This window comes from Pseudomonas sp. CC120222-01a, assembly GCF_003097235.1.
Classification (GTDB): Bacteria; Pseudomonadota; Gammaproteobacteria; order Pseudomonadales; family Pseudomonadaceae; genus Aquipseudomonas.
Window position 1 is genome coordinate 1 of sequence record NZ_QEQQ01000035.1, and the last position, 16,461, is coordinate 16,461.

General features: G+C 61.7%; 15 protein-coding genes. 2 read left to right on the forward strand and 13 right to left on the reverse strand.

Features of this window, described 5'->3' with window-relative positions; translation table 11 throughout:
* Nucleotides 1-524: 524 nt before the first annotated feature.
* The 9 genes from msrQ to mrcB all read right to left on the reverse strand — a co-directional run bounded on the left by msrQ (nucleotide 525) and on the right by mrcB (nucleotide 10,392).
* Nucleotides 525-1,136, reverse strand: coding sequence for a protein-methionine-sulfoxide reductase heme-binding subunit MsrQ (msrQ, locus tag N430_RS27435; RefSeq protein WP_110639820.1), 612 nt, complete (start codon nucleotides 1,134-1,136; stop codon nucleotides 525-527).
* Nucleotides 1,136-2,149: a protein-methionine-sulfoxide reductase catalytic subunit MsrP gene (gene msrP / locus N430_RS27440; protein WP_110639821.1), complete on the reverse strand. Its 1,014-nt coding sequence runs from the start codon at nucleotides 2,147-2,149 to the stop codon at nucleotides 1,136-1,138. The genes msrQ and msrP overlap by 1 nt, the downstream gene beginning before the upstream one ends.
* Before the next feature lie 79 nt (nucleotides 2,150-2,228).
* Nucleotides 2,229-3,071 carry a CDP-diacylglycerol--serine O-phosphatidyltransferase gene (gene pssA / locus N430_RS27445; protein ID WP_027917652.1) on the reverse strand — a complete coding sequence of 281 codons (843 nt, stop codon included), beginning with the start codon at nucleotides 3,069-3,071 and terminating at the stop codon, nucleotides 2,229-2,231.
* Between the two features lie 150 nt (nucleotides 3,072-3,221).
* On the reverse strand, nucleotides 3,222-4,238 hold the full coding sequence (gene ilvC / locus N430_RS27450) for a ketol-acid reductoisomerase (protein WP_056795202.1): 1,017 nt from the start codon (nucleotides 4,236-4,238) through the stop codon (nucleotides 3,222-3,224).
* Between the two features lie 55 nt (nucleotides 4,239-4,293).
* On the reverse strand, nucleotides 4,294-4,785 hold the full coding sequence (ilvN, locus tag N430_RS27455; protein WP_003250040.1) for an acetolactate synthase small subunit: 492 nt from the start codon (nucleotides 4,783-4,785) through the stop codon (nucleotides 4,294-4,296).
* 1 nt (nucleotide 4,786) lies between these two features.
* Nucleotides 4,787-6,511 carry an acetolactate synthase 3 large subunit gene (locus tag N430_RS27460; RefSeq protein WP_110639846.1) on the reverse strand — a complete coding sequence of 575 codons (1,725 nt, stop codon included), beginning with the start codon at nucleotides 6,509-6,511 and terminating at the stop codon, nucleotides 4,787-4,789.
* Between the two features lie 407 nt (nucleotides 6,512-6,918).
* Entirely contained in the window at nucleotides 6,919-7,251 is a 333-nt protein-coding gene (locus tag N430_RS27465; protein ID WP_085677240.1) for a YqcC family protein, read from the reverse strand.
* Nucleotides 7,251-8,054, reverse strand: a complete 804-nt coding sequence (locus tag N430_RS27470; protein WP_110639822.1) for a tetratricopeptide repeat protein — start codon at nucleotides 8,052-8,054, stop codon at nucleotides 7,251-7,253. Before N430_RS27470 ends, N430_RS27465 begins: the two co-directional genes overlap by 1 nt.
* A 16-nt stretch (nucleotides 8,055-8,070) precedes the next feature.
* Nucleotides 8,071-10,392, reverse strand: a complete 2,322-nt coding sequence (gene mrcB, locus N430_RS27475) for a penicillin-binding protein 1B (protein ID WP_110639823.1) — start codon at nucleotides 10,390-10,392, stop codon at nucleotides 8,071-8,073.
* 116 nt (nucleotides 10,393-10,508) lie between these two features.
* Here mrcB and N430_RS27480 point away from each other — a divergent pair, with 116 nt between their 5' ends.
* The gene (locus N430_RS27480) at nucleotides 10,509-12,071 is read left to right on the forward strand and encodes a bifunctional aminoglycoside phosphotransferase/ATP-binding protein (protein WP_110639824.1); all 1,563 of its coding nucleotides are present in this window, start codon (nucleotides 10,509-10,511) and stop codon (nucleotides 12,069-12,071) included.
* A gap of 248 nt (nucleotides 12,072-12,319) precedes the next feature.
* Entirely contained in the window at nucleotides 12,320-12,595 is a 276-nt protein-coding gene (locus N430_RS27485; protein WP_110639825.1) for a TfoX/Sxy family protein, read from the forward strand.
* 201 nt (nucleotides 12,596-12,796) lie between these two features.
* On the opposite strand, the gene N430_RS27490 is transcribed toward N430_RS27485, so the two are convergent.
* The 4 genes from N430_RS27490 to N430_RS27505 are packed head-to-tail and all read right to left on the reverse strand — an operon-like array spanning nucleotide 12,797 to nucleotide 16,373.
* Nucleotides 12,797-13,684 carry a ChaN family lipoprotein gene (locus N430_RS27490; protein WP_110639826.1) on the reverse strand — a complete coding sequence of 296 codons (888 nt, stop codon included), beginning with the start codon at nucleotides 13,682-13,684 and terminating at the stop codon, nucleotides 12,797-12,799.
* A 12-nt stretch (nucleotides 13,685-13,696) separates the two neighbouring features.
* Nucleotides 13,697-14,464: a heme ABC transporter ATP-binding protein gene (locus tag N430_RS27495; protein WP_110639827.1), complete on the reverse strand. Its 768-nt coding sequence runs from the start codon at nucleotides 14,462-14,464 to the stop codon at nucleotides 13,697-13,699.
* Nucleotides 14,464-15,447 carry an iron ABC transporter permease gene (locus N430_RS27500; protein WP_178083412.1) on the reverse strand — a complete coding sequence of 328 codons (984 nt, stop codon included), beginning with the start codon at nucleotides 15,445-15,447 and terminating at the stop codon, nucleotides 14,464-14,466. Before N430_RS27500 ends, N430_RS27495 begins: the two co-directional genes overlap by 1 nt.
* Nucleotides 15,448-15,497: 50 nt before the next feature.
* Nucleotides 15,498-16,373 carry a hemin ABC transporter substrate-binding protein gene (locus N430_RS27505; protein ID WP_110639829.1) on the reverse strand — a complete coding sequence of 292 codons (876 nt, stop codon included), beginning with the start codon at nucleotides 16,371-16,373 and terminating at the stop codon, nucleotides 15,498-15,500.
* Nucleotides 16,374-16,461: the final 88 nt, after the last annotated feature.

Here is a 16,461-nt window from a genome sequence, read left to right on the forward strand (position 1 = left end):
GCCATGATCAAACTCTTCAGTTCAATACTGCTTGGGTTTTTAAGAAACCCTAAACTTGGCTCAGCAATCTCAAATGACTATGTTATTTCTCGCATGGTCACTTGTGATGCTGATAATCTTTGTGACTATCAGTCCGTACTCACAAGCACCCACACGAATTGCTTGATTCGATTTGTTAAAGAGCGTTTGGTTAAGAGCTTTTCGTCTCAACCGAGGCGCGCATTCTACGCCTTCCTCAGAGCCTGTCAAGCGTTTATTTTGAAGTTTTTTGCGAGGAACTCGTTTAGCTTCAAACACTTGGCTCGCTGCGATCTCTCGTAGCGGGAGGCGAATAATACAGCGTTTAAAACCGCTGTCAACCTTCATCTCAACCGCTATCGATCTTTCGATCGAAGCCCCTCCAACATCACCTTAACTACCTAACTCATTGAATCTCAAGGAGTTTTTCGTTCCGATGTCGCTGGAAGTGGGGCGCATTATAAGGGGATTCGAAAGCGCGTCAACCCCTAATTTCAAAGAAACGTTCAAACCACCCTCCCCTGCCTCCGGGCAATTCTCGGAAGCACCCGCGAAACCGCTGGAACCCGCATCAACATGAGCACAGCACCAAGGCATGCATAAATAGCCCACTCCCTCAGATCCGAGCGAACGATCCACAGGAAGTGCAGCAACCCCAGGCCAAGCACTCCATACACCAGCTTGTGCAGCTTCTTCCACCGCGCGCCCAACCGCCGCTGGCTATACCGATTCGAGGTAACCGCCAGCACCAGCAACCCAAGGAAGCCGAGTGCACCGACAATAATGTAAGGTCGCTTGCGCAGTTCGACCGCCAACTGCCCCCAATCCAAGCCGAGGATAAAGAACAGATAGGCCAGGATGTGCAGCACGATATAGGCAAACACCCACAGCCCCAGCTGCCTGCGCACCACTATCCAGCCCGACCACCCGGTGAGTTTCTGCAGCGGCGTCATGCTCAAGGTAACCAGCAGGAAGGTCAGCGCCCCAAGGCCGAGGCGGTCCATCATGATCTTCCCGGGGTCCGGCCCCAACAGGCTCATCGCAGCCTCATACAACCACCACGCCGGGAACAGGCAGCCCACAACAAAGATGCCCAGGCGCAACCAGGGATAGCGCATCAGTAGTTCTTCCGCAGATCGAGCCCGGTATATAGCGACGCCACTTCATCGGCGTAGCCATTGAACATTTGTGTTTGTCGCACATTGGGACTGAACAGCCCGCTGGGCAAGCGCCGCTCGCGCGCCTGAGTCCAGCGCGGATGGTCAACGGTCGGATTCACATTGGCATAGAAGCCATACTCGTCCGGAGCCAGCCCCTGCCAGGTAGTCCCAGGCTGCTCGGCCACCAGGCTGATTCGCACGATCGATTTGATGCTTTTGAAGCCGTACTTCCAGGGCACCACCAGGCGCAACGGTGCACCATTCTGATTGGGCAGTTCGCGGCCATACATCCCGACGGCCAGAATCGCCAGCGGATGCATCGCCTCATCCAGGCGCAAGCCTTCTCTATAAGGCCAGTCGATCAAGGCAAAGCCTGAACGCTGCCCAGGCATATGCTGCGGATCCTTCAGTGTCTCGAAGCGGACATAGCGCGCCTTCGAAGTCGGCTCGACCTGCTTGAGCACCTGCGCCAAGGGGAAGCCTAGCCAAGGAATGACCATCGACCACGCCTCGACACAGCGCAGACGGTAGATGCGCTCTTCGAGCTGATACGGTTTGACGAAGTCCTCCAGCGCATAGCGCCCCGGTTTGCCCACCTCGCCGTCCACCACGACCGACCAGGGCTCGGTCTTCAGGCTGTCGCCATTGGCCGCCGGATCGCCCTTGTCGGGCCCGAACTCATAGAAGTTGTTGTAGTGGGTAGCGTCCTTGAACGGCGTGATTGCCTCGTCCTTGACCGTCACCGCCTGCCAGCGCGTGGCAGGGAGCTTGTCGGCGAACCAGCCTGGCGCAGCGCCGGGCGCCACATCGGCATAGCGCGACACATCAGCCGCGCTCGCCCCACCGGGCAACGCCCCCAGGGCCAGGCCGGCCAGCGAGCCACCCAGCAGGGTACGACGGGAAAGGTAGATGCCTTCGGGGGTGATCTCCGCTGCTTTGCAGTCAGAAGACCTGGGAAGCTTGATGAGCATGGTCGGCTCCACAGCACTGGATAACGGATGTACCAGTAAGACTATGGAGCCGGAGGGTTATTCCAGCATTAAATCTTTATCACGCTTTGCGCCGACGGCCGCGCAGCAGGAACTGGATTGGCCCCGATGCCGCATAGGCGAGGAAGATCAGCAGCAGGATGCGCGGCGGGTCACTGAACACCACGGCAAACACCAGCACCACCGCAAGGATAGCCACGAACGGCACACGCCCCTTGAGGTCCAGCTCCTTGAAACTGTTGTACTTGATGTTACTGACCATCAGCATGCCGGCAGCGGCAACCAGCAGCGCCACCAGGAACGACAGCTTGGACCCCTGGATGCCGTAGTCGCTGAATGCCCAGACGGTACCGGCAACCACACCGGCAGCAGCCGGGCTGGCCAGTCCGATGAAGTAGCGCTTGTCGGCAGTGCCGACCTGGGTATTGAAACGCGCCAGACGCAGCGCAGCACCGGCGACATAGATGAAGGCGACCATCCAGCCGACCTTGCCCATGTCACCCAGTGCCCAGCCGAAGGCCAGCAAGGCCGGGGCCACGCCGAAGGCGACCATGTCCGACAGCGAGTCGTACTCGGCACCGAAGGCGCTCTGGGTATTGGTCATGCGCGCCACACGGCCATCGAGGCCGTCGAGCACCATGGCCACGAAGATCGCAATGGCGGCGAAGGCGAAATACTTGCTCGCTTCGCGGGGGTCGCCAGCGCTCTGCGCACTCATCGAGCTGATGATGGAATAGAAACCGGCAAACAGGTTGGCCGTGGTGAACAGGTTGGGCAGCAGATAGATGCCGCGATGGCGCACCTTGCGCCCTTCGGCGTCATGCCCTTCTTCAACGTGCTCATCGACAGGTAGCAGGCTTTCGGCGTCGGAGGGCTTGTTCGGCTCTTCGGGACGTTCGCTCATGGAGGGTACCTTGCAACAGGATGGAAAATGTTCGACACGGGCCCGCGAAACAGGTTCTGACGGCGAGCCACTGGTCTGCTTTATACCAGAAGCTGACTGCCAGAACGAAAAAACGCGGCCGAAGCCGCGTTTTTCATGTTGCGATGTTACTTAGTTCTTGGCTTTGTCGACGATCTTGTTCGCCGAGATCCAAGGCATCATCGAGCGCAGTTGCTCGCCGATGATCTCGATGCCGTGCGAAGCGTTGTTACGACGCTTGGCGGTCATCGATGGGTAGTTGGTAGCACCTTCGGAGATGAACATCTTCGCGTACTCGCCGTCCTGGATGCGCTTCAGAGCATTGCGCATGGCCTTGCGGGATTCTTCGTTGATGACTTCCGGACCGGTGACGTACTCACCGTACTCGGCGTTGTTGGAGATCGAGTAGTTCATGTTGGCGATGCCGCCTTCGTACATGAGGTCTACGATCAGCTTCAGCTCGTGCAGGCACTCGAAGTAGGCCATTTCCGGCGCGTAGCCAGCTTCGACCAGGGTTTCGAAACCGGCTTTGACCAGCTCGACGGTACCGCCGCACAGAACGGCCTGCTCACCGAACAGGTCGGTCTCGGTCTCGTCCTTGAAGGTGGTTTCGATGATGCCGGTACGGCCGCCACCAACGCCAGCAGCGTAGGACAGGGCGACGTTCTTGGCATTGCCCGAAGCGTCCTGGTAGATAGCGATCAGGTCAGGGATGCCGCCGCCTTTGACGAACTCGGAGCGAACGGTGTGGCCCGGGGCTTTCGGCGCGATCATGATCACGTCGAGGTCGGCACGCGGAACAACCTGGTTGTAGTGAATCGAGAAGCCGTGGGAGAAGGCCAGGGTAGCGCCCTTCTTGATGTTCGGCTCGATCTCGTTCTTGTACAGAGCGCCCTGGAACTCGTCCGGGGTCAGGATCATCACCAGGTCGGCAGCAGCGACGGCGGTAGCCACGTCGGCAACTTTCAGGCCGTGGGCTTCAGCCTTGGCAACGGTGGCCGAACCTTTACGCAGACCGACGGTAACGTCTACACCGGAGTCCTTCAGGTTGCACGCCTGAGCGTGGCCCTGGGAACCGTAACCGATGATGGCGACTTTCTTACCCTGGATGATGGAAAGGTCGCAGTCTTTATCGTAGAAAACTTTCATGAAAATACCCCTGGTTATATCTCGGCCCCTGCGGAGCCATCGCTAATTTTTGAATTTAGATGCTGAGCACTTTGTCGCCACGGGCAATGCCGGTAACGCCGCTGCGCACGGTTTCGAGAATCGATGCAGTGCCGATCGCCTGGATGAAGCTGTCCAGTTTGTCGCTGGTGCCGCTCAGCTGCACGGTGTACACGCTGGCGGTCACATCGACGATCTGGCCACGGAAGATATCCGTGGTGCGCTTGATCTCGGCGCGCTGGGCACCGGTGGCCTTGACCTTGACCAACATCAGTTCACGCTCGATGTGAGCGCTTTCCGACAGGTCGACGAGTTTCACCACTTCGACCAGCTTGTTCAGGTTCTTGGTGATCTGCTCGATCACTTCGTCATGGCCAACGGTGGTCAGCGTCAGACGCGACAGGGTCGGGTCTTCGGTCGGCGCCACGGTCAGGCTTTCAATGTTGTAGTTGCGCTGGGAGAACAGGCCGACCACACGGGACAGAGCACCAGGTTCGTTTTCCAGCAGCAGGGAAATGATGTGCCGCATATCAGGTACGCTCCGTCTTGCTCAGCCACATGTCACGCATCGAGCCATCCTTGATCTGCATCGGATAGACGTGCTCGCTACGGTCGACCGCGATGTCGATGAACACCAGGCGGTCCTTCATCGCAAACGCTTCTTCCAGCTTCGGCTTGAGGTCCTTCAGGCTGGTGATGCGGATACCCACATGGCCATAGGCCTCGGCCAGCTTGATGAAGTCAGGCAGCGACTCGACGTACGAGTGCGAGTGACGACCGTTGTAGGCCATGTCCTGCCATTGGCGGACCATGCCCAACACACCGTTGTTCAGGTTGACGATCTTCACCGGCAGGCCGTACTGCATGCAGGTGGACAGCTCCTGGATGTTCATCTGGATGCTGCCTTCGCCGGTCACGCAGGCAACGTCCTGGTCCGGGAAGTTGAGCTTGACGCCCATCGCCGCCGGGAAGCCGAAGCCCATGGTGCCCAGGCCACCGGAGTTGATCCAGCGGTTCGGCTTGTTGAAGCGGTAGTACTGCGCCGCGAACATCTGGTGCTGGCCAACGTCGGAGGTGACGAAGGCGTCGCCATTGGTCACTTCGCACAGGGTCTCGATGACTTTTTGCGGCTTGATGACGTTGCCGTCGCCCTTGTCGTAAGGGAACAGTTCGCCATTGCCACGCCATTCGTCGATCTGCTTCCACCAGGCATCGAGCGCCGCCTTGTCAGGCTGCTCGCCGATTTCCTTGAGGATGCCGAGCATTTCGCTGAGCACGCTGTCGACCGGGCCAACGATCGGCACGTCGGCCTTGATCATCTTGGAGATCGACGCCGGGTCGATGTCGACATGGATGATCTTGGCGTTCGGGCAGAACTTGGCCGGGCCATTGACCACGCGGTCGTCGAAACGCGCACCGACGGCGAAGATCACGTCGGCATTGTGCATGGCCATGTTGGCGGTGTAGCTGCCGTGCATGCCGAGCATGCCGAGGAACTGACGGTCGGTACCCGGGAAGCCACCCAGACCCATCAGGGTATTGGTGACTGGCAGGTTCAGCGACTTGGCGATTTCGGTCAGGGCTTCGGAGCCACCGCCGAGAATCACGCCACCACCGGCGTAGACGATCGGACGCTTGGCGGCCAGGAGCATCTCGGCAGCCTTGCGGATCTGGCCGGAGTGACCACGCACAGCCGGGCTGTACGAACGCAGCTTGACCTTCTTCGGATAGACGTACTCGAACTTCTCGGCCGGATTGGTCATATCTTTTGGAATGTCGACCACGACCGGGCCTGGGCGACCGGATTGCGCCAGGTAGAAGGCTTTCTTGAGTACTTCAGGAATCTCGGTCGGGTTCTTGATCATGAAGCTGTGCTTCACGATCGGCCGCGAGATACCGATCATGTCGGTTTCCTGGAAGGCATCGGTACCGACCATGGTGCTAGGCACCTGGCCGGACAGGATGACCATCGGGATCGAATCCATGTAGGCGGTGGCAATGCCGGTGATGGCATTGGTCGCGCCCGGGCCGGAGGTTACCAGCACCACACCGGCTTTGCCGGTGGCGCGGGCGTAGCCGTCCGCCATATGGGTTGCCGCCTGCTCATGACGAACCAGGATGTGTTCCACTTCCGGCTCTTTGAACAGTGCGTCATAAACATGAAGGAGAGCACCACCAGGGTACCCGTAGATGTGCTTAACGCCTTCGTCACGCAAGAAGCGGACGACCATTTCAGCGCCGGATAAAAGCTCCACGTTGTTCACCTCTAAAACGCCAGAATACCGTCCCTAGTGGACGGGTCTTAATAGGTTTACTGCCAAGCAGAGCATGAGCGAACGTCAGCACTGACTGAGCAAGTATTGGGAGCTCCCCAGAGTGTTGCGGGGGGTTCCCACCCAGCGCGAGGTAACGCGTTGCGGGGTGTAACAGGCGGCGCGGGTATGCGCCTCATGATCTGCTTAGCGGGTCTGCTTCTGGCAGTCCCTCTACAGCGGAATCTGGATTCTTGTGATTTGGCGCCTACAAGTCAAGAAAAATTATTGCCAATTTTTCCCCAAGATGAATTCCTGCCACCACTAAAAACCAAGTCAGCAGCAGAAAAAATAAGATTTCCATAAAAAAGGGCCACAATCTGCGGCCCTTGAAGGAAAAACTGAAGAAATCAGGCGGAAGGAGCAATCAATTGATCGAATGCTGCCAACAGCCGGCGCAGCTCGCGGCTTTCTTCCGGACGATCGGTGAACACGGTTTCCGCCATCACCAGAATGCTCGAAGCATTGGGCAGCGGGTGGCCGAGCTCGATGATGATCTTCATGCGCGGCAGGAAGATCCACTGCAGCCACTGCTCGAAACTGAGCGTGTCGACCGCGAACGGTACGGTACTGGCCAGCGCTTCGTCGCTCGGCGGCTCGTCATCCCACCAGCCCTGCACCTGCAGCTCACGCTCGATGAGCAGCAGGTGGTCGGCGATATCGAGAATGCGTTGCTCAACCATTACGAGTTAATCCGCGCTTTCTGCCGCGCCAAGGCGGCACCGGCGCTGTCACCCTGCTTCTCGCGGGCCTGGGCGATGGTGTTCCACAGCTCGGACTGCAGGTCCGGGCGACCGTTGGCGTAAGTCAGCGCACGGCGAGCCAGTTGCTCGGCCTGAGGCGCGTCGCCTTGCGACAGGCGCACCTGGGCCAGGCGGAACAGTACCTGCGGCTCGCGTGGGGCGATGCGCTGGGCGCGCTCCAGGCTCGAGGCGGCACCATTGAAGTCACCGGTGCCCTGCTGCGACTGGGCGGTGGTCAGCAGTGCCAGCACCGGACCGTCGAGCTGTTCATCGGCCGAAAGCCCACCGGAAGCCGGGTTGCTGCGCGGAATGCCGGTTGGTGCACTGGAAGCCGCTGGAGCGCTGCTCATCGAAGCGATATCGAACGGTTCGTCAGCGATCGGGTTGGGGTTGGTGGTCATCGGTGCCGAACTGACCGGGCCCGAAGTAACAGGGCCCGGCGTAATCGGGCCGGTGCTGATCGGCGCCGCGCCATTGCCTGCCGGGAAAGTCTGGATGCCAGCGGCACCGGCGCCTTGCGGAATCATCACGGTCACGCCGGAGTCCTCAGGCAGCGACTGTGCCTGCGCGGTGCCGTTGCTCATGCCCGCTGCCGAACGATTGGCCTGGACACGCTCACTATTGGACACCCGGGTGCTCGAGTCCACCACCGGAATGTTGCCACGCGGCACGCTGGAGCAGCCTTGGAGCACTACCAGCGCCGTCACGGCAGGAAACAGCCACTTATTCAATTCACACCTCATCAATGCTGCTCAGGGCTCAGTTCATCCAGCCCTTGACCCAGTCCATGACCGACTCTACGGGATTCTGCTCACCGCCGCAGGTCGCACCGGCGGGCGGTTCACTGCCGCGAATATACGGCATCTGCACGGCCCCCGGACAGCTTCTGTCAGAGCCGTGGCCGCTGTACGGATCAATCCACGCCTGCACCACGTTGTCTGGCTGCGGCATGTCCAGTGGCAGCGGGTCGGCCTTCTTCATGAAGCTGGTCCAGACCTGCAAGGCGCCAGTAGCACCGGTGAATGGCGTTTTGCCGTTATCGTCACGGCCCATCCACACCACGGCCAGCAGGTCCTGGCTGAAGCCAGAGAACCAGCTGTCGCGCGAGTCGTTACTGGTACCGGTCTTGCCCGCCAGGGTCAGCGAGCTTGGCAGCACGTTGTAGACCGAGCGGCCGGTACCCTCACGCATCACCCGCTGCATGGCGTTCTGCACCAGGTAGATGGAACCCGGGTCGAAGGTCTGCTGGATCTGGAACGGGTAGCGCTTGAGCGGCTCGCCTTCGGCGGTGAGCACGCTGCGAATGCCACGCATCGGTGTATTGAAGCCACCGTTGGCGATCGTCTGGTACATGGTCGCGACCTGCATCGGCGACATGCCGCCAGCGCCCAGCAGCATTGCCGGGAAGGCTGGCCAGTCGACGTTGACGCCGAGGCGGCCGATGGTCTTGATCACGTTCGGCACACCCACTTCGAGGCCGAGTTTCGCGGTCGACAGGTTCAGCGAGTTGGCCAGGCCCTGGTACAGGTAGATCGTACCGTGCGAGCGCCGGTCATAGTTTTGCGGGCGCCATACCTGGCCGTCGGCGCCCTTCACCGAGAATGGTTCATCTTGCACCCAGGTGGTCAGGGTGTACTTGCTTGGCTGCTCCAGCGCGGTCAGGTAGACCGCCGGCTTGACCAGCGAGCCGATCGGCCGCACCGCATCGATGGCGCGGTTGAAACCGGCAAAACCAGACTGGCGGCTACCGATCAGTGCCTGCACTTCACCGGTTTCCGGGTTGGTCACGACCATCGCCGATTCCACCTCGTCGGCACCTTTGCGCCCAGCCAGGCGCTTGAAGGTTTCGGCCATGGAGGTTTCGGCCTTCATCTGCAGGATCGGGTCGAAGCTGGTGAAGATGCGTAGGCCTTCTTCGGTCAAGTCTTCGTCGCGGTAGTCCTGGCGCAGTTGGCGCTTGACCAGGTCAAGGAAAGCCGGGAACGAGCTGTCGGCAAGGCTGCCGCGCTTGGTCACGCCCAGCGGCATCTTCTTCGCCGCATCGACTTCCGCCTGGCTGGCCACGCCCTGCTCGGCCACCAGGTCGAGCACCAGGTTGCGCCGCGCCAGCGCACGGTCAGGGTAGCGCCGCGGGTTGTAATAGGACGGCCCTTTGACCATGCCGACCAGCAAGGCGATCTGATGCAGCTTCAGCTCCGACAGCGGCTGGCTGAAGAAGAACTGGCTGGCCAGGCCGAAGCCATGCACCGCGCGCTGACCATCCTGGCCGACGAACACTTCGTTCAGATAGGCCTCGAGGATTTCGCGCTTGTCGTAGTGCATCTCCAGCAGCACGGCCATCATCGCTTCGGTCAGCTTGCGGCTGAGGCTACGCTCGCTGGTCAGGTAGAAGTTCTTCACCAGCTGCTGGGTCAGGGTACTGCCGCCCTGGCGCATCGAGCCAGCTGAGGTATTCACCCACATGGCCCGGGCAATGGACTTGGGCGACACGCCGAAGTGGCTGTAGAAATCCCGGTCCTCGGTGGCCACCAAGGTCTCGAGCAGGTACGGCGGCACCTGGTCGATCTTGATCAGGATGCGGTCTTCGAGGTTCTTCGGGTAGATACCGCCGATCATCAGCGGTTCGAGGCGTACCACGTCGAGCTTCTTGCCGTTGGCGCCGGCAAGGTCTGCCACGTAGTCGCCAGAGAAGCGCACACGCACGAACTGCGCAGGCTCCATGCCCTCGTAGAACTGGAAGCCGCGGGTGTTGAGGTCGACGGTATTGCCGTTGACCGCCGCCGCGCCCGGGCCGTTGGCCGCGCTTTCACGCCGGTAGCCAAGGGCATCGAGCTCGGTGAGGAAGTCGCTCTTGCTCAGTTTCTGGCCGCTGAACAGCTCCAGCGGCCGGGCATACACCTTGGCCGGGATGGTCCAGCGCTTGCCGGAGAACTTCTCCTGAACGACAGCATCGAGGTAAACCGCGAAGCCAGCGACGATCACCAGGCCGACCAGGCTGAGCTTCAAGGCCCAGCCCAGCCAGGCGCGCGAGCGGCCGGTCGGGCGTTTCTGAGGGGTACGAGGATTTCGGGTTCGAGTCATGGCGGCGGATTATACGCACTTTATAAAGGGTAGGCAGGCGCCCTCTGGCGGTAGGCAGGGACGGCACCATTGACCATAATGGCGCTTTCGAATTCCCTGCCCCGGAAGGATTTCTAGTGAGCCAAGCCTTGATCAACGCGTTGCAGAACCCTGCCCTGTACTCTCACCCCGTGGACGGGTTCCAGCTCATCGAGACGCACATCTCCTGGGTCCTGCTCACTGGCGAGTACGCCTACAAGATCAAGAAGCCGATGAACTTCGGTTTTCTCGACTTCACCAGCCTGGACCAGCGCCAGCATTTCTGTAACGAAGAGTTGCGCCTGAACCAGCGCTTGACCGAGGGCCTGTACCTTGAAGTCCTGCCGATCACCGGCAGTGCCGAAGCGCCACAGATCGGTGGTGAAGGCGAAGCGATCGAATTTGCACTGAAGATGCGCCAGTTCCCCCAGGGCCAGATGCTCAGCACCCTGCAGGCCAATGGCGAGCTGAATACTGGCCACATCGACCAGATGGCCCGGCAGATTGCCGAATTCCACCTGCAGGCACCGAAAGTGTCGCCGGAGCATCCGCTGGGAACCCCGGAAAGCGTGATGGCGCCGGTCGAGCAGAACTTCGAGCAGATCCGCCCTTTCCTCAGCGAAAAAGCCGACCTGCTGCAACTGGACAACCTCCAGGCCTGGGCGCGCAGCAGCTTCGAACGCCTGCACGGCCTACTGCAGGCGCGCAAGGCCAATGGCTTCATCCGTGAATGCCACGGTGACATTCACCTGGGCAACGCCACCCTGATCGACGGCAAGGTGGTGATCTTCGACTGCATCGAGTTCAACGAACCGTTCCGCCTGACCGACGTCTATGCCGACGTCGGTTTCCTGGCCATGGACCTGGAAGACCGTGGCCTGAAGTGCCTGGCCCGCCGCTTCATCAGCCAGTACCTGGAGCTGACCGGCGACTACGCCGGCCTGGAACTGCTGAACTTCTACAAGGCCTACCGCGCACTGGTACGGGCCAAGGTCGCCCTGTTCAGCCTGTCGGCCGATGCCGACGCCGTGCAGCGCGCCACCACCCTGCGCACCTACCGCAACTACGCCAACCTGGCGGAAAGCTACAGTGCCATCCCTTCCCGCCTGCTGGCGATCACCCATGGTGTGTCGGCAGTGGGCAAGAGCCACGTGGCCATGCGCCTGGTCGAAGCGCTGGGCGCGGTTCGCGTGCGTTCGGATGTTGAACGCAAGCGCCTGTTCGGTGAACAGCAGGCGCCAAACGCCGGTCAACTGGCTGCCGGCATCTATGACCAGGACGCCAGTGTGGCAACCTACCAGCGCCTGCATGAGCTGGCGGCGACGATCTTGCGTGCCGGTTTCCCGGTGGTGCTCGATGCCACTTACCTCAAGGCTGAACAGCGCCAAGCCGCCGCAGCCGTAGCCAACGACACTGGCGTGCCGTTCCTGATCCTCGACTGCCATGCCCCGGAAGCGGTGATCGCCAGCTGGCTGGAGCAGCGCCAGGCCGAGAACAGCGACCCGTCGGATGCCACACTGGACGTGGTCAAAGCCCAGCAGGCCAGCCGTGAGCCACTGGATGCCCAGGAGCTGGCACTCAGCACCCGCATCGATACCCAGGAAGCCAGCGGCATGGACCAGGTGATCGACCAGATTCGCCAACGTCTGCCAGGCCTGTAAGTCCTCCGTTCTTCTGTAACGGCCATTTCGCGGGCAAGCCCGCTCCCACAAGGTCCTCTGCCGGCATCAAGTCTGGCGCAGTGCGTGTGGGAGCGGGCGTGCCCGCGAAGAGGCCGGTACAGGCTGCCACTGGCAGCTCGTCGTCCCCGATGGCAAAAGGCCGCGCATTTCCCAACCCCCGCTACACTCCTCTCAGACCTGCTCGCGATTTATCCCCTAGACCCGTTCAGCCATCGCAAGGAGGCTCGATGAACGATGAATTGCAGCACCTGAAGAATCTTGGCAAGACCTCTGCGCAGTGGTTGCACGCGGCCGGTATCCACAGTGCATCGGACTTGCGCCGGTTGGGCGCGGTAGGTGCCTACCAGGCCGTGAAAACCCGAGGATTCCGGGCGTCGAAGGTGCTGTTGTACGCCATCGAAGGTGCATTGCTGGACATGCACTGGAACGATTTGCCAGCTGAACGCAAGGAAGCGCTCAATCAACAACTCGATGCGAAATGCCCTATGCAAAAAAAAATCTGAAATTAACCCTCGAAGGGGATTGACGCTGAAATGAGAATCGTTATGATTATCACAACTGGTCGCGAGACTGGTTGGATAAGCTAAGAGCCCCTGGTTCGGACTCTCAGATTATCTCCTCATCAGGCTAATCACGGTTATTGACCCGGCATTTTGCCGGGTCTTTTTTTGCCCGCAGGTTTTCCCCGAGCAGTCGTATAACCGCTATTGGCGCAACTGGGCGCAATAGTCCTGCTCTGGCATTGCAGCCGTATACCAGACATAGTCGGCCATCCCGGGCTCGACCTGCTCGCCCACCTCGGCCAGCAGCACAACCTTGCTCTCGCCTGTCGCGCCCAGATCGGCAAGGTGCAAAGGCACTCCCAGGTCCTTGCGTGCATGGTACGCACCTGCGAACAGCAATGCCGGTTGCGGCGCCGCGAGCAGCCGTTCGGCAATCCGCCGATCCCGCTGTTGTTGCACGGCAAGCATCGCTGGCAGCTGGCTTTCCGGCAGCAGTCCACAATGTCCCTGCTTTACCTGTTCGAGCAGTGCCGCCCTCACCGCTGGCGCATTGGACCGGGTACCCGACAGCGCCGCCGGGTGCCGGTAGGCCTGGCGCATCTCGGTAGGCGACAGGTTGGCCGCCTGCAGCGGCACATGCTGTTGCAAGGCCTCTCGCACGATTGGGCCGTAGAGTTGCCAGTCCCAGCCGTCTTCCCAGGCCAGGGCCTTGGGCAGGTCCTTTGGCAATTGCGCCTGCCCCGCGAGCGCATCGACGCGGGCCTGCTGCTCGGGTTGCAGCATTTCCAGCAGCAGGCTGCCTTGCGCCCGGCGCTGCTGCAGCGCACGCATCAACCACAGCTGCAAAGCGTGATGATCGGGGTTGTCATGCTGCTCGCCGACCAACACCCGCGGCGCACCGGCCAGGGCATTGATCAGCTGTTCAGGGCTGATCACCCGCCCGCTGGCCAGATCGTGAATCTGCCCCAGCTCGGCGTTATCCCGCCCTTCGCTGCTCTGCCAGGCCGGCAACGGCGGCAGGCTGGCCTGGCAGCCACCCAGCGCGAGCGTCAGACACAGTAACGAACCGCACAGCAAAGGATGACCCATGGGCAGTGCCTCCTAGCGGGTAATGATCAGCGGGTGACCCCGTTCCGGATGCGCCTGCACCAGCACATCGATACCGAACACGGCCTTGAGTGACGCAGGCGTCAGTACCTCCGGTGGTGTGGCCAGGGCATGGCAGCGCCCGCTCTCGAGGAGCAGGATGCGATCACAGTAGCGCGCTGCCAGGTTCAGGTCATGCAGGATCACCAGCACAGCAGCGCCGCAGTCGGCGAAACGGCGCACGGCTTCCAGGGTCGTGTGCTGATGCAGTGGGTCGAGCATCGAAGTCGGCTCATCCAGCAGCAGCGTGGTGCCCTCTTCTCCCGGCCAAAGCTGAGCCAGTACGCGGGCCAGGTGCACCCTTTGCCGCTCGCCCCCCGACAAGGCCAGGTAACTGCGCCCCACCAGGTGCGCTGCATCCGCCGCCTGCAGCGCCTCTTCGACGATCTCGGCATCACGCCGTTGCCCAGTGTCGTGGGGCATGCGCCCCATGGCCACGACTTCCTCGACCTTGAACGAGAACCCCAGGCTGGACACCTGCGGCAGCACCGCCAGGCGCCTGGCGCGCTCCTGCCCTGCCCAGTCTGCCAGCGGCTGGCCTTGCAGCGTTACCTGCCCGCGATCCGGCGCCAACTCGCCGCACAAGACCCCGAGCAGGCTGCTCTTGCCCGCGCCATTGGGGCCAAGAACCCCCACAACCTGACCAGGGCTCAGATGCAGATCAATACCGTGCAACACGTCATTGCTGCCCCGCCTCAGGTGCAGCCCCTCGACTTGCAACATCAACTGCGCCCTCGTATTAACAGCACCAGAAAGAACGGCGCTCCGATAAAGGCTGTGACAATACCGATCGGCAACTCGGCAGGCGCCAGCAGCAGCCGTGCCGCGAGATCGGCGAACAGCATGAGTATGCCCCCGGCCAGTAGCGATGCGGGGAGTACCACGCGGTGATCAGGCCCAGCCAACAGACGTACCAGATGGGGTACCACCAGGCCAATGAAGCCGATCAGCCCCGCAGCCGCCACCGCGGCGCCTACGCCCAGTGCCGTGCAAAACACCAGTTCGCGCTTGAGCCGTTCCACGTCGACACCCAGGTGCCGTGCCTCCGACTCCCCCAGCAACAACGCATTCAACGCCTTTGCACGGCGTGGCAACCACATCGCCACACCGCCTGCGATCAGCAGCAAAGGCCAAAGGCGCTCGTAACTGGCACCATTGAGGCTCCCCAGGTTCCAGAAGGTCAGCGTACGCAGGGTGGCATCATCGGCCAGGTAGGAGAACAGGCCTACGGCAGCACCGCCCAGCGCCGTCATGGCCACACCGGCCAACAACATTGTGGCGACGTTGGTCTGACCGTCGCGACGCCCCAGGCGATAGACCAGCGCTGTCACGCCCAGCCCGCCGATGAAGGCACACAGCGACAAGAGATAGGGGGCAAGCGCATCCGGCATGCCACCCAGCCAGCTGCCGCCAACGATGGCCACCGCCGCGCCCATCGCTGCCCCCGCGGCAACACCCACCAGACCAGGGTCGGCCAGCGGATTGCGGAACAACCCCTGCATGGCCACGCCAGACAATGCCAGTACCGCGCCCACGGCCAACCCCAGCAGGGTGCGCGGCAGGCGGATCTGCCCAAGGATCATCTCGGCCTGCTGCAGACCGTCTGCAGCAATCGGCAGGCCCAACAGACGCAGGCCTGCACGCAGGGTATCGATCAGCGGCAGGCTGACCGGCCCCAACGCCAGCGACAGCCACACCGCCAGCAGGCACAGCAATGACAGGAAAACAAATAGCGTTCGTGGCTGAATCCGTTGCTTCATTTGGCAGCGCTTGCCGGGTAGAACGCAGTCGCCAGTGCCTGCAAGGCGGTTGGCAGGCGCGGGCCAAGGCCCCCCACCAGCAATGTCGGGTCGAGCGACACCAGGCGCTTGTCGCGCACGGCACGGGAAGCGGCCAGCGCCGGGTTTTCCTTGAGCAGCGCCTGCAAGGCCTGCTCGCCGCTCAGCGCACGATCAGAGAACACCACGACATCCGGGTCGAGCGCCGCCAGCGCCTCGTTGGAGAAGTTCTTGTAGCCTTGGTGCTCGGCCAGGTTGCGAGCCCCCGCCTGGCGCAGCACCCAGTCACCGGCGGTGCCCTGCCCGGCAATCAGCGGCTTGGCGCCGGCATGCCCGACCAGCAGCAACACACCCGGGGCCTTATGGTTCTGCTGAGCCTGCTTGATCTTCAACTGCAGCGCTTCGAGTTGCTGGTGGTAGCCCGCCGCCAGCTGTGCGGCTTTTTCCTCGGTGCCCAGCAGAGTACCCAGGTGCTTGAGGTTCTCGTCCACGGCAGCCAGCTCAGCCTGGCTGGAGAACAACTCGACCCGCACACCCGCTTTGCGCACCTGCGCCAGCACGGGTGGCGGCCCCATCTCTTCGGTGCCCACCAGCACATCCGGGCGCAGGCTGAGAATGCCCTCGGCCGACAACTGCCGCTGATAACCGACACTCGGCAAAGCCTTCAGCGATTCGGGGTGCTGGCTGGTGGTATCGACGCCCACCAGGCGTGGCTCGCCGCCCAATTCAGTGATCCATTCGCTCAGCGCCCCCCCAGCGCTGACCCAACGCTGCGGCAATTCGGCGGCCAGGGCCTGGGTTGAAGCAACGAAAGCTGCGCACAGGGCGAGCAAGGCAGCGGGACGGCGCATCATCGGATTCCTTCTGAAGGCGGGCCGCACGCCTTGTGGCGAGCGGCGGAACTGCGCACCATAGGCGGCCGGCGCAGCAAATGCGGGCAAT

What these genes read in the sequence shown, in the direction of transcription:
- msrQ (WP_110639820.1), bottom strand. Translation starts at nt 1,136, where the DNA reads ATGCGCTATCCCTGGTTGCGCCTGGGCATCTTTGTTGTGGGCTGCCTG.
- msrP (WP_110639821.1), bottom strand. Translation starts at nt 2,149, where the DNA reads ATGCTCATCAAGCTTCCCAGGTCTTCTGACTGCAAAGCAGCGGAGATC.
- pssA (WP_027917652.1), bottom strand. Translation starts at nt 3,071, where the DNA reads ATGAGCGAACGTCCCGAAGAGCCGAACAAGCCCTCCGACGCCGAAAGC.
- ilvC (WP_056795202.1), bottom strand. Translation starts at nt 4,238, where the DNA reads ATGAAAGTTTTCTACGATAAAGACTGCGACCTTTCCATCATCCAGGGT.
- ilvN (WP_003250040.1), bottom strand. Translation starts at nt 4,785, where the DNA reads ATGCGGCACATCATTTCCCTGCTGCTGGAAAACGAACCTGGTGCTCTG.
- N430_RS27465 (WP_085677240.1), bottom strand. Translation starts at nt 7,251, where the DNA reads ATGGTTGAGCAACGCATTCTCGATATCGCCGACCACCTGCTGCTCATC.
- N430_RS27470 (WP_110639822.1), bottom strand. Translation starts at nt 8,054, where the DNA reads ATGAGGTGTGAATTGAATAAGTGGCTGTTTCCTGCCGTGACGGCGCTG.
- mrcB (WP_110639823.1), bottom strand. Translation starts at nt 10,392, where the DNA reads ATGACTCGAACCCGAAATCCTCGTACCCCTCAGAAACGCCCGACCGGC.
- N430_RS27485 (WP_110639825.1), top strand. Translation starts at nt 12,320, where the DNA reads ATGAACGATGAATTGCAGCACCTGAAGAATCTTGGCAAGACCTCTGCG.
- N430_RS27490 (WP_110639826.1), bottom strand. Translation starts at nt 13,684, where the DNA reads ATGGGTCATCCTTTGCTGTGCGGTTCGTTACTGTGTCTGACGCTCGCG.
- N430_RS27495 (WP_110639827.1), bottom strand. Translation starts at nt 14,464, where the DNA reads ATGTTGCAAGTCGAGGGGCTGCACCTGAGGCGGGGCAGCAATGACGTG.
- N430_RS27505 (WP_110639829.1), bottom strand. Translation starts at nt 16,373, where the DNA reads ATGATGCGCCGTCCCGCTGCCTTGCTCGCCCTGTGCGCAGCTTTCGTT.